Below are 11,990 nucleotides of genomic sequence, written 5' to 3' on the forward strand. Positions count from 1 at the left end.
GAAGGGAGCTGAAAGCATGAAAACGAATATCAGCCTGCTGAACGCCGTCATCCGAATCACTTGCGGCCTCACCATTCTGTCAGCTGCAGCAGCGAAATACACGAGAAAGCCTTGGTGCAAAATGCATCTTTTCTGTATGATGATGGGCGCTATGAAAGCCGCATCCGGCATAGTACGTTTCTGTCCGGTCACGTATATGTTCCAAGCCGGGATGACTAACCAAAGTGACAGCAATCATCAAGAAAAATAACAAGCCGTTTTCGGCTTGTTATTTATTTTCTCCTTTTATACAACAAGCCCGCCACTCCCAGAATCACCGGATAAAAGAAAGCCCAGCCGCTGAAGCCGTAAACGCCGATGCACAGCAAAAAAGACGCTGACGCAAACCACCAGCCGATGCTCAAACGGCGCAATAACTTGAGCGCGGCCGCCATGGTAAAGACATATGAGGCAATAAATGCGGCACTCGGCCCCTTCAAGAGCACTTCAAGATCAGGCTTAAAGACCCACTGAATCAAAAGCACCGTACAAAACACGGCGCCAAGCCATAACAGCACCCGCACCGGAGTATTGCTTTTTGCATGCAGTCTGGCAAAATACCTCGGGATGTGCCCTTCTCTTGACATAGCGTACACCATTCTGGAAAACCCGGCGATATTGGCATGAATCGTACTGAATGTAATGAACAGCGCCAAGCACGCGGTGATGTAAACACCGCTTTCCCCCGCTCCATTCGCCATTAACAAATTAAGCGAGGCAATGCCTTTTCCGCTCCCATAAGCATGTGTTCCGACTGTTACAAAAGCGGTCATCACATATAACAGAGCCACGCAGGCAGCAGCTGCAAACAGGCTGATCGGAATATCTCTTTTCGGATTCTTGAACTCTTCTGCAAGCGGCGTAATCATTTCCCAGCCGACAAACGAAAAAAAGATCATGACAGAGGCCGAACCGGCAGCATGCCATCCATGCGGAAGAAACGGATGAAAGGAGCCAGATGAGACATGAGGCAGCGAGACGGCAATAGCCGCAGCCAGGAGCAATATGATCAAACAAATGACAAGGGTGCTGATTTTGGCTGAGAGCTGAAGCCCTTTCATGTTGAGAATAAGAGACAAACCGAGCATAACAGCCGCGATCAATATTATGGCTCCCGTCCCTGCTCCGGTGACCGCACCGATATATTGAGCGCCGGTCAGGGCGATAATCGGGACACCGATCGGCACTGACCCAAGCATGATCCAGCCTAAAACGGCTGCTGCCTTTCCTTGAAAAGCGAGTTGTACATATGCTGTAATTCCTCCTGCACTCGGCACTTTCTGCACTAGAACGGAAAGCGTCCCCACAATCGGGAATGTCAATAAAGACATCATCAGCCAAGCAGCGAGCGAGGCCGGGCCTGCCGTATCTGCCGTGACAGAAGGCAAAATTAAAATTCCGCATCCCAGTACGGCGCCTATCGTCAGTGCGGTTCCCTGCACCCAAGTGAGTGAGCGGCGCAGCGTATTCATGATGATTCCCCCTTTTTAAAAGCTGGCTTTATTATAAAAAAAGAAGACAGACAGCCATATGCTACAATTAAGCAAAAACGATTCTTTCTATTTAAAATTGAAGGAATCGGCATAAGATTGCTTAAAAAGAAAAGGAGTGATCATCCTGGATCGAACGGACTTGCATATTCTCTCGCTTTTACAAAAAAACGCCCGGCTGACAATGGTGGAACTCGGCAAGCTTGTCGGACTCAGCTCCCCAAGCGCTGCCGAAAGAGTCAAAAAGCTTGAAGAAAGAGGAGTAATCACAGGCTACAGCGCTAATATTTGCTTTGAAAAGCTTAATAAACAGGTAACAGCATTTATCCTTATGGAGCCGAGAAACTGCAAGCATTACGCCGCCTTTGCCGGGAAGCACCCTGACGTTGCGGAAAACCACAGAATTACCGGTATGTACAGCTACATAACAAAGGTCGTGACGGAATCCGTCCATACGCTTGAGGATTTTATCGATGAATGTATGGCTCACGGCAAGCCGACGACTTTGGTCGTCCTCTCCTCCTCAGCCTATCATCGCACTTTCTCATGAGAAAAACCCCGCAGCTCGGGTGCTGCGGGGTTCTGCTTGCTATCGTTGAGAAGCTTTCAGCGCTCGGGCGCCGATATCGTTTCTGAAAAACAAGCCGGGTTTGGTCAGGTCTGAAACGGCGCTGTATACTTTTTCTCTCGCCGCTTCAAATGTATCAGCAAATGCCGTAACATTAGCTACCCGGCCGCCGTTTGTGACAAATTGGCCGCCGTCTTTTTTCGTGCCGGCGTGGAAAACAGCGATCCCTTCTTCATTTGCAGTCAGAGAACCGATCGGCGTGCCTTTCTCATAGCTTTCAGGGTAACCCTCTGAAGCAAGGACGACGCTGACTGCGGCCGTATCCTTCCATTTCAAGTCAACGTCCTTCTCCTGAAGCAGATCGAGAAGCACTTGGATGAGGTCTGATTCCATTCTCGGAAGAACGACCTGTGTTTCCGGATCGCCGAAGCGGGCATTAAATTCAATCACTTTTGAGCCGTTTTCCGTCAGAATCAGCCCCGCGTACAGCACGCCTGTAAAGGAGCGGCCTTCTTGCACCATGGCTTTTGCCGCAGGCTTCACGATTGTTTCAACGGCGTGCTGCACGATTTCTTCAGAAATGTGCGGAACCGGTGAATAGGCGCCCATTCCGCCTGTATTCGGCCCTTTGTCTCCATCAAACGCACGTTTATGGTCTTGGGCGATCACCATCGGATAGACGGTCTCCCCTTTGACAAACGCCATTAAGGAAAACTCTTCGCCGGCGAGAAATTCTTCAATGACGACAGACGCACTCGCCTCGCCAAACTTTTCATCCTCAAGAAAATCATGCAGGCATTCGATCGCTTCTTCTTCTGTCATCGCAACCGTTACGCCTTTGCCGGCAGCAAGGCCGTCCGCCTTAATAACAATCGGCGCGCCTTTTTTCTGAACGTACGTTTTCGCCTCTTCAAAAGACGTAAATGTGCCATATTCCGCTGTCGGAATGCCGTATTTTTTCATTAAGTCTTTTGCAAATTGTTTGCTTCCTTCAATGATCGCCGCTTGTTTTGACGGTCCGAACACAAGCAGTCCGGCTTTTTCAAATTCGTCGGCAAGCCCTTCGATTAAAGGGACTTCAGGGCCGATAATCGTCAGGCCGACATGATGTTCTTTCGCAAACGCAACGAGCCCGGCATGATCACTTTCTTCAATGCTGACGAGAGTCGCGCTGTTTGCCATACCGTCGTTTCCAGGCGCGGCGTACACTGTGTCAACAAGTGCGCTTTGCGCCGCTTTCCATGCCAGCGTATGCTCTCTGCCGCCTTTACCGATAATCAATACATTCACGCTTTGTTCATCCCCTTAATGTTTAAAGTGTCTGATGCCTGTGAATACCATGGCAATGCCGTATTCATCCGCTTTTTTGATCGAATCTTCATCACGCACTGAACCGCCCGGCTGGATAATCGCTGTTACGCCAGCTTTTGCGGCTTCTTCAACCGTATCCGGCATCGGGAAAAACGCGTCTGAACCAAGAGCGCTGCCCTTTGCTTTTTCTCCGGCCTGTTCGATAGCGATTTTGGCTGAACCGACACGATTCATCTGTCCCGCTCCTACACCGACGGTCATATGGTCTTTCGCAAGGACGATTGCGTTTGATTTCACGTGTTTTACAACTTTCCAAGCAAGCTTCAGGTCTTCCCACTCCTGCTCGTTCGGCTCTCTTTTTGTCGGGATACTGATATCGGCATCGTCAAAGCCGTGCACATCTAAATCTTGAATCAAAAGTCCGCCCTGAACGGATGTCAGCTGCTTTTCTTTCTTTCCTGAAGCGGTCACGTCAAGCGTCAGCAAGCGGAGGTTTTTCTTCGCCGTTAATACCTCAAGCGCTTCTTCACTGAAAGATGGCGCGATAATGATTTCTAAAAAGATGCCGTGAAGGGTCTCAGCCGTCGCCTTATCGACTTCACGGTTGAGCGCGATAATGCCGCCGAAAATAGATGTTTTATCAGCCTCGTAGGCTTTGTTAAACGCTTCTTCGATCGAAGCTCCCGTACCGACTCCGCACGGGTTCATATGTTTAACGGCAACAGCCGCGGGCTCTGTGAATTCACGGACGATTTGAACTGCCGCATCCGCGTCTTTAATGTTGTTGTAAGAAAGCTCTTTGCCGTGAAGCTGTTTTGCAGCCGCAATTGAACCGCTGACCGGAAGTGCGCTTTGGCAGAAAACAGCCTCTTGGTGTGGATTTTCTCCATAGCGAAGCGATTGTTTTTTCTCAAATGTGACAGTAAATTGCTCGGGGTCTTTTTCTCCGGCTTCATTTGTTAAATACTCAGCGATTAATGCATCGTAAGCTGCGGTATGGCGGAATACTTTAGCAGCCAGCTGGCGTTTTTTGTGAAGCGAGACGCCGCCTTGTTCTTTGATTTCACTGATCACGGCGCTGTAATCGGCCGGGTCCACGATAACCGTCACATCCTGATGGTTTTTGGAAGCTGCGCGCAGCATTCCCGGACCGCCGATATCAATGTTTTCTATTGCCTCTTCATATGTCACGTCTTCTTTTGAAATCGTTGCTTTAAACGGATAAAGGTTGACGACTACAAGATCAATGGGCTTAATGCCGTGTTCATTGATTTGCGCCATATGCTCATCATTGTCCCTTACGGCAAGAAGTCCGCCGTGAATATTAGGGTGAAGTGTTTTTAACCGTCCGTCCATAATTTCAGGAAATCCCGTCACTTCTGAAATACCGATGACGTCCGCACCGTTTTCTTGAAGGAGTTTTTTTGTTCCGCCTGTCGAAATGACCTCGACGCCAAGCTCTGTCAGTTCCTTTACGAAAGGTACGAGATTTGTTTTATCAGAAACACTGATTAATGCGCGTTTGATTGTCATGCCTTTTCACCTCTGTTATTTAGTCCCAGCAGCTGTTTAATCATACTTGGATACCACTTGTGCTCAAGCTCGTGTATCGTTTTTTCCATGTCTTCGAGCGTATCATTTTCCTGTATCTCAAATGCTTTTTGCGCGATGATCGGCCCGGTGTCCATTCCTTCGTCTACGTAATGAACGGTGATCCCCGCAACCTTCACACCCGCCCGATGTGCCTGTCCGATCGCGTCAATTCCCGGGAATGCCGGGAGAAGTGATGGATGAATGTTAATGATTTTGCCGCCGTACGCTTTGAGCAAAGTGTCTCCGATCAGCCTCATATAACCGGCAAGAACAATTAGTTCCGCCTCGTGCAGACGAAGCTGTTCGATAATTGCCCGCTCAAAGGCAGCCTTGTTTTCATAAGCTGACGGCTCAAAGGCAAATGAAGGGATGTTCAGCGCCTCCGCCCTTTCAACCGCCTTGGCCTGAGGTTTGTCTGTGACGAGCAGCGACAGCTCCGCATCCCAATTTTCTTCTTTCAGACGATTGGCAATGGCCTCAAAGTTCGACCCGTTTCCAGAAGCAAATACCGCGAACTTTTTCATGAAAGAGCCGCACCGCCGAAAGCAACGCCGTGCCCCTGTTTCACACGCCCGATTAAATATGCCTTTTCGCCATGCGCTTCAAGCGTTTCGATTACTTCCGTCATGCATTCTTCTTTCACAGCCAGGACAAAACCGATGCCCATATTAAAGACGTTGAACATTTCTTCTTCTTTCAGCTTGCCGTGCTCCTGCAAAAACGGAAAAATCGGCGGAATCGGCCATGAGCCGTGATCAATCTCGGCGCTCAGACCTTCCGGCAGCATCCGCGGAATATTTTCGATAAAGCCTCCGCCCGTCACATGCGCCATGCCGTCGATTTTGCCGCTTTTTACCGCCGCAAGCACGGGCTTCACATAAATTTTCGTCGGTTCCAGCAGCTCTTCTCCGAGAGGCCGCTCAAACGGCTCATATACAGAATCCAAATCAAGCCGGGCATCATCCAGAAGCACTTTTCTCACAAGAGAAAACCCGTTGCTGTGAAGGCCGCTTGAAGTGAGTCCGATTAAGAGATGTCCTTCTTCGATCTTTTCGCCGGTTACGATTTCGTCTTTTTCAACGACTCCGACTGAAAAACCGGCAATATCATACTCGTCAGCTGTGTATAAGCCCGGCATTTCCGCTGTCTCACCGCCGACAAGCGCAGAGCCGGACTGCTCGCAGCCGTCTGCCACGCCTTGAACGATCTGCTCAATTTTCACCGGATCAGCCTTGCCGACTGCTAAATAATCAAGAAAAAACAGCGGCTCTGCTCCTTGAGCGAGAACATCGTTTACACACATTGCGACCGCGTCTACACCGATCGTGTCATGCTTATCCATGGAGAATGCAAGTTTCAGCTTTGTGCCGACGCCGTCTGTTCCTGAAATTAAAACAGGCTTTTGATACGGAAGCTCTGACAGATCAAACATTCCGCCAAAACCGCCCAGACTTCCCATCACGCCCAGCCTTTTTGTGCGCTCCACGTGTTTTTTCATTCGTTTGACGGCTTCATATCCGGCTTCGATATCAACTCCGGCGTTTTTATAAGCATCAGACATCCCTACCACTCCTTGTCAATTCGTTTCTCCTTAAAAGGCAGAAAGAGAAAGGCAGCCGGAATTCGCGCTGCCTTTATGTCATTTTCAAAAATTATTTTGTTAACACCGCTTCTTTCACATGAGGAAGCACTGTATCCTGATAAATTTCTGTCGGGTATTTGCCCGTAAAGCATGCGAGACATTGTCCGCAGTTAGTGTCTTCAAATTTACGGCCGACCCCTTTTAACAATCCGTCTACACTTAAGAAAGAAAGTGTGTCGGCACCGATGATTTGGCGGATTTCTTCAACTGAATGGGCGGAAGCGATCAGCTCTTCATGCGTTGAAGTATCGATACCGTAGAAGCACGGATGAGCGATTGGCGGTGAACTGATTTTCACATGCACCTCTGTCGCCCCAGCTTCTCTGAGCATCGTGACGATCCGGCGGCTTGTCGTCCCGCGCACGATGGAATCATCGACCATAACGACGCGTTTCCCTTCAACAACTCCGCGTACGGCTGACAGCTTCATTCTGACCCCTTGTTCGCGAAGAGCCTGTGACGGCTGGATAAAGGTTCTGCCGACATAACGGTTTTTAATGAGGCCGAGCTCGTACGGAATACCCGTTGCCTCGGCGTAGCCGATTGCCGCAGAAATACTGGAATCAGGCACGCCTGTGACGACATCCGCTTCAACCGCCGATTCCTGCGCAAGCATTTTCCCGAGGTTTTTACGTGCGCTGTGCACGTTAATGCCGTCGATATTGCTGTCCGGTCTTGAGAAATAGATATACTCCATGCTGCAAATGGAGCGGTTAATGTTCATGGAGAAACGTTCAGTCTGCATGCCTTCGTCATTAATAATGAGCATTTCGCCAGGCTCGACATCCCGCAGATACGCGGCACCGACAACGTCAAACGCGCACGTTTCACTGGCAACGACATAAGCGTCGCCGAGCATTCCGATGGATAGCGGTCTGAGTCCGTTCGGGTCAAGCGCCACAATCATTTCTGTTTCCGTCATGATTAAGAAGGCGTAGGCGCCTTTCAGCATGGACAGAGAATTTTTGATTTGGTCTTTTAATGTAAAATGGCCGCTGCGTTTAATCAGGTGAGCCAGCACTTCCGTGTCGGAGGAAGTCTGAAAGATGCTCCCTTGGTTTTCAAGCTGCTGCTTCAATTGTGTGGCGTTGACTAAATTGCCGTTATGGGCGAGTGCAAGACTCCCGTTATTTTGCGAGCGGAACAAAAGCGGCTGGACATTTTCATATCCTCCGCCTCCGGCCGTCGCATAACGGACGTGGCCGATGGCGCCTTTGCCCTTCACTTTGCTCAGTTCGCCGTTTTGGAAAACTTCAGTAATGAGCCCCTGGCCTTTGTGCGCTGTCAGCTTTTTGCCGTCAGTTGCCACGATTCCGGCGCCCTCTTGCCCTCTGTGCTGCAGGCTGTGCAGGCCGTAATACGTAATTTGCGGAGCCTCTTCGTGCCCCCAGATGCCAAACACACCGCATTCTTCATTTAGGCCTTTGATTTCAGCAAGCATGGAATAGCTCCTTTCCACGCGCGCTCAAGCTCTTTCGTCTGCGCGTGAACCAATTGTTGTCCTTCTTGGCTTCGGATGGTCAAAAGTCCGTCTGCTGTCACTTCACCGATGTGAACGGCATCTGCCACAGCCGCTTCAAACGCCGCCTTGTTTTCTTCCTTCACGGATACAACGAAACGTGATTGAGACTCACTGAATAACAGAGCCGCTTCATCAAATGCCGTAACGTTTGCGCCGAGGCTGTCTGTCGTCATGACGCTTTCTGCAATCGCCACGCCGAGCCCGCCTTCAGAAACGTCATGGGCTGATTGAACCAACCCTTGTTTAATCGCATTCAGAAGCGCTTTTTGGCGTGCCTCTTCTACGGCCAGGTCAATTTCCGGCGCTCTGCCGTAAATTTTGCCTTCCGTCATTTTTTGCAGCTCGCTTCCCGCAAACTCCGGTTTTGTTTCGCCGATCACATAGATCAGGTCTCCGGCCGCTTTGACATGCTGCGTCGTAATATGAGCTGTATCTTCGATTAAACCGACCATGCCGATGACCGGTGTCGGGTAGATAGCCGTTCCGTTTGATTCATTATAAAGTGATACGTTGCCCCCGATTACAGGGGTGCTGAGTACGTTGCACGCCTCGCTGATCCCGTCGGCCGCTTTTTCAATCTGCCAGAAGATCTCAGGTTTTTCAGGGTTCCCGAAGTTCAGGTTATCCGTGACCGCAAGCGGCTCAGCACCGGAACATACAATATTTCGCGCCGCTTCGGCAACAGCGATTTTTCCGCCGATTTCTGGATCAAGGTATAAATAACGAGCATTACAATCTGTCGTCATCGCCAGCGCTTTTTTCGTTCCGCGGATTCTGAGCACACCGGCGTCAGATCCCGGGGCAACAACTGTATTCGTGCGGACCATATAATCGTATTGGTCATACACCCACTCTTTGCTGGCGATCGTCGGCTGCTGCAAAAGAGCGAAAAGTGTTTCTGTCGCATCCTGCACTTCCGGGGCAGAAACTTCTGTTTCCTGAAACTCACGATAGTATGCCGGTTCACTTGAAGGCTTGTGATATACAGGCGCTTCTTCCGCAAGCGCATCAACCGGAAGTTCGCAAACGACCTTTCCGTTATGGCGGAGGCGGAGCATTTTATCATCGGTTACATGGCCGACAGAAACGGCTTCAAGGTCATATTTTTCAAAAATATCGACGATTTCCTGCTCACGCCCGCGTTCAATGACGAGAAGCATCCGTTCCTGAGATTCAGAAAGCATCATTTCGTAAGCGGTCATGCCTGTTTCACGCTGCGGAATGAGATCAAGATTCATTTCAATGCCGGAGCCGGCTTTACTTGCCATTTCTGCGCTTGAGCTTGTCAAGCCGGCCGCTCCCATGTCCTGAATGCCCACTAACGCGTCGCATTGGATGACTTCAAGGCAGGCTTCAAGCAGAAGCTTCTCCATGAAAGGATCGCCCACTTGTACCGCAGACCGTTTTTCTTCAGATGAATCTGACATTTCTTCCGAGGCGAATGTAGCCCCGTGAATACCGTCGCGTCCTGTTTTCGCACCGACATACATGACGGTGTTGCCGACTCCCTTCGCCTGGCCTTTCTTAATATCCTTATGATCAATTAAGCCGACGCACATCGCATTGACAAGCGGATTGCCTTCATAGCTGGCGTCAAATTGCACTTCTCCTCCGACTGTCGGAATACCGATACAGTTTCCGTATCCCGCAATTCCCGCAACTACTTCTTCAAACAAGTACTTCACACGCGGTGAAGTGAGTTCACCAAATCGAAGAGAGTTTAATACAGCAATCGGACGGGCGCCCATTGAGAATACGTCACGGATGATACCGCCCACTCCTGTTGCAGCTCCTTGGTAAGGCTCAAGCGCTGACGGGTGGTTATGTGATTCAATTTTGAACACAACCGCCTGATTATCTCCGATGTCAACGATTCCGGCGCCTTCTCCCGGGCCTTGCAGCACGCGTTCGCCGCTTGTCGGGAATTTGCGTAAAATCGGCTTAGAGTTTTTGTAGCTGCAATGCTCAGACCACATGACGGAAAAAATTCCGATTTCTGTGTAGTTTGGCAATCTTCCGATAATAGATTCAATGAGTGCGAACTCGTCATCACTGACACCCATTTGCTGATAGAGTTTCTCTTCTTTAATTTGTTCTTTACTTGGTTCAAGCAGTAGCGACATGAGTTTCCCTCCAATTTTTCACGATAGACTGGAATAATTTAAGACCGTCTGCGCTGCCGAGCAACTCGTCAACCGCGCGTTCAGGGTGAGGCATCATGCCTAGTACATTGCCTTTTTCATTTACGACACCCGCGATGCCGCTGACACTTCCGTTAATATCCGTTCCGTATGTGAAGGCGATTTGATTGTTTTCTTTTAATGCTTCAAGCGTTTCGTCGTCACAGTAGAAGTTCCCTTCGCCATGGGCTACCGGAATGGTGATTGATTCGCCTTGTTCATAGGAAGAGGTAAACAGCGTCTTCTCATTTTGCACAACCAACTCAACCGGCCGGCAAATAAATTTTAAATCTTTGTTTCGTCTCATCGCGCCGGGCAGTAGGCCAAGCTCCTGTAAAATTTGAAAACCGTTGCAAACGCCGAGAACCGGTTTTCCCTCGGCAGCCGCTTTTTTGACAGCCGGCATGATGTTTGCGAATCTGGCAATGGCGCCGCATCTTAAATAATCGCCGTAAGAGAAGCCGCCGGGGATGAGCACGCCGTCAAATCCGTCAAGGCTTGTTTCCTCGTGCCAGACATACTCGACTTCTTCGCCTAGTTCGTCCTTTACAGCGTGAAACATATCAATATCGCAGTTAGAGCCTGGTAACACAATCACCGCAAATTTCACTGTGCGACAACCTCCTCAACTTCATATCGGTAGTCTTCGATCACCGTATTGGCGAGCAGTTTTTCACACATTTCTTTCACAAGTCCGTCAAGATCGCGGTCAGATTTTTCAATCGTCAGCTCCATGTATTTTCCGATGCGCACACCCTGCACTTCATTGTAGGTCATACTGTGCAGTGCATGCTGCACCGCGCTCCCTTGCGGATCAAGTACACTTTCTTTTAAGCTGACATATACCTTCACTTTATACATTATGAAATGCCTCCCAGTCTTTTGAAAATCTCTTCGTATGCATCGGTTAAGCTTCCTAAATTCCGTCTGAATAGATCTTTATCAAGCTTTTCGTTTGTGTCTTTGTCCCACAGGCGGCACGTATCAGGAGAAATTTCATCCGCTAACAGCACCTGTCCCTCTGCGTCCGCACCGAATTCAAGCTTAAAATCTATTAATCTGACACCGCAGCCGTCAAAAATGTGCTGAAGCTCTTTGTTCACCTGTTTTGTAATGGATTTGATCGTTTCCACCTGTTCAGGCGAAGCCGCTTTTAACAGCCAAATATGATCTTCTGTAATGAGCGGATCACCGAGTGCGTCATCTTTGTAGTAAAATTCGATAATCGGCTGCGGAAGCTCTGTTCCTTCCGGGATGCCGAGACGTTTGGACATGCTTCCGGCTGCAACGTTTCTGACGACGACTTCAAGCGGTATGATGCTCACTTTTTTGATGAGCTGTTCTGTTTCAGAAATGCGCTCAACGAAATGGTTGTCGATTCCTTGGGCATGCAGATGTTTGAAAATCAGGCTTGAGATTTCATTGTTCAGACGGCCTTTCCCGCTGATCTCCGCTTTTTTCTCACCGTTAAAAGCTGTGGCGGAATCTTTATAAACCACGTAAAGTATCTGTTCGTCTTCAGTTTTGTAAATTCGTTTCGCTTTTCCTTCATAAAGAAGTTCGTTTTTCACAATATTCACGGAAGGCCTCCTAACCCGAATGTTGGGAATTTTCAATCTGGGACGGCTGAAGAAGCCGCCTCCGG

12 protein-coding genes are annotated in these 11,990 nt (G+C 49.4%); 2 read left to right on the plus strand and 10 right to left on the minus strand.

Annotation, left to right across the window (positions count from 1 at the left end):
- Positions 1 to 16: 16 nt before the first annotated feature.
- Entirely contained in the window at positions 17 to 250 is a 234-nt protein-coding gene (locus tag KY305_RS15510; RefSeq protein ID WP_223063309.1) for a YgaP family membrane protein, read from the plus strand.
- A 22-nt stretch (positions 251 to 272) separates the two neighbouring features.
- Here KY305_RS15510 and KY305_RS15515 read toward each other — a convergent pair whose 3' ends face one another.
- Positions 273 to 1,511 carry an APC family permease gene (locus tag KY305_RS15515; protein WP_223063310.1) on the minus strand — a complete coding sequence of 413 codons (1,239 nt, stop codon included), beginning with the start codon at positions 1,509 to 1,511 and terminating at the stop codon, positions 273 to 275.
- A 145-nt stretch (positions 1,512 to 1,656) separates the two neighbouring features.
- On the opposite strand from KY305_RS15515, the gene KY305_RS15520 reads away from it, so the two are divergent.
- Positions 1,657 to 2,079, plus strand: coding sequence for an Lrp/AsnC family transcriptional regulator (locus tag KY305_RS15520; protein ID WP_223063371.1), 423 nt, complete (start codon positions 1,657 to 1,659; stop codon positions 2,077 to 2,079).
- 39 nt (positions 2,080 to 2,118) lie between these two features.
- Here the strand turns inward: KY305_RS15520 and purD are convergent, their stop codons facing one another.
- From purD to purC, 9 genes are all read right to left on the minus strand, one after another.
- Complete coding sequence (purD, locus tag KY305_RS15525) at positions 2,119 to 3,387, minus strand: phosphoribosylamine--glycine ligase (RefSeq protein WP_223063311.1); 1,269 nt, start codon at positions 3,385 to 3,387, stop codon at positions 2,119 to 2,121.
- A 15-nt stretch (positions 3,388 to 3,402) separates the two neighbouring features.
- Positions 3,403 to 4,941, minus strand: coding sequence for a bifunctional phosphoribosylaminoimidazolecarboxamide formyltransferase/IMP cyclohydrolase (purH, locus tag KY305_RS15530; RefSeq protein WP_223063312.1), 1,539 nt, complete (start codon positions 4,939 to 4,941; stop codon positions 3,403 to 3,405).
- On the minus strand, positions 4,938 to 5,525 hold the full coding sequence (gene purN / locus KY305_RS15535) for a phosphoribosylglycinamide formyltransferase (protein WP_223063313.1): 588 nt from the start codon (positions 5,523 to 5,525) through the stop codon (positions 4,938 to 4,940). Before purN ends, purH begins: the two co-directional genes overlap by 4 nt.
- Positions 5,522 to 6,562: a phosphoribosylformylglycinamidine cyclo-ligase gene (gene purM, locus KY305_RS15540; protein ID WP_223063314.1), complete on the minus strand. Its 1,041-nt coding sequence runs from the start codon at positions 6,560 to 6,562 to the stop codon at positions 5,522 to 5,524. The genes purN and purM overlap by 4 nt, the downstream gene beginning before the upstream one ends.
- A gap of 91 nt (positions 6,563 to 6,653) precedes the next feature.
- Positions 6,654 to 8,084 (minus strand): amidophosphoribosyltransferase, encoded by a 1,431-nt coding sequence (gene purF / locus KY305_RS15545; protein WP_223063315.1) that lies wholly within the window; start codon positions 8,082 to 8,084, stop codon positions 6,654 to 6,656.
- On the minus strand, positions 8,060 to 10,288 hold the full coding sequence (gene purL / locus KY305_RS15550; protein WP_223063316.1) for a phosphoribosylformylglycinamidine synthase subunit PurL: 2,229 nt from the start codon (positions 10,286 to 10,288) through the stop codon (positions 8,060 to 8,062). The genes purF and purL overlap by 25 nt, the downstream gene beginning before the upstream one ends.
- Positions 10,272 to 10,955, minus strand: a complete 684-nt coding sequence (purQ, locus tag KY305_RS15555; RefSeq protein WP_223063317.1) for a phosphoribosylformylglycinamidine synthase subunit PurQ — start codon at positions 10,953 to 10,955, stop codon at positions 10,272 to 10,274. Before purQ ends, purL begins: the two co-directional genes overlap by 17 nt.
- A complete protein-coding gene (gene purS / locus KY305_RS15560; protein WP_223063318.1) occupies positions 10,952 to 11,206 on the minus strand; it encodes a phosphoribosylformylglycinamidine synthase subunit PurS in 255 nt (84 codons plus the stop codon). Before purS ends, purQ begins: the two co-directional genes overlap by 4 nt.
- Positions 11,206 to 11,925 carry a phosphoribosylaminoimidazolesuccinocarboxamide synthase gene (gene purC / locus KY305_RS15565; protein ID WP_223063319.1) on the minus strand — a complete coding sequence of 240 codons (720 nt, stop codon included), beginning with the start codon at positions 11,923 to 11,925 and terminating at the stop codon, positions 11,206 to 11,208. Before purC ends, purS begins: the two co-directional genes overlap by 1 nt.
- Positions 11,926 to 11,990: the final 65 nt, after the last annotated feature.

The sequence above is a fragment of the Bacillus sp. YC2 genome (genome assembly GCF_019891195.1).
GTDB lineage: Bacteria > Bacillota > Bacilli > Bacillales > Bacillaceae > Bacillus.

Bases quoted from the DNA above. Each gene is read 5' to 3' on its own strand.
- purS (WP_223063318.1), bottom strand. From the start codon at position 11,206: ATGTATAAAGTGAAGGTATATGTCAGCTTAAAAGAAAGTGTACTTGAT.
- purM (WP_223063314.1), bottom strand. From the start codon at position 6,562: ATGTCTGATGCTTATAAAAACGCCGGAGTTGATATCGAAGCCGGATAT.
- purL (WP_223063316.1), bottom strand. From the start codon at position 10,288: ATGTCGCTACTGCTTGAACCAAGTAAAGAACAAATTAAAGAAGAGAAA.
- KY305_RS15515 (WP_223063310.1), bottom strand. From the start codon at position 1,511: ATGAATACGCTGCGCCGCTCACTCACTTGGGTGCAGGGAACCGCACTG.
- KY305_RS15510 (WP_223063309.1), top strand. From the start codon at position 17: ATGAAAACGAATATCAGCCTGCTGAACGCCGTCATCCGAATCACTTGC.
- purF (WP_223063315.1), bottom strand. From the start codon at position 8,084: ATGCTTGCTGAAATCAAAGGCCTAAATGAAGAATGCGGTGTGTTTGGC.
- purH (WP_223063312.1), bottom strand. From the start codon at position 4,941: ATGACAATCAAACGCGCATTAATCAGTGTTTCTGATAAAACAAATCTC.
- purN (WP_223063313.1), bottom strand. From the start codon at position 5,525: ATGAAAAAGTTCGCGGTATTTGCTTCTGGAAACGGGTCGAACTTTGAG.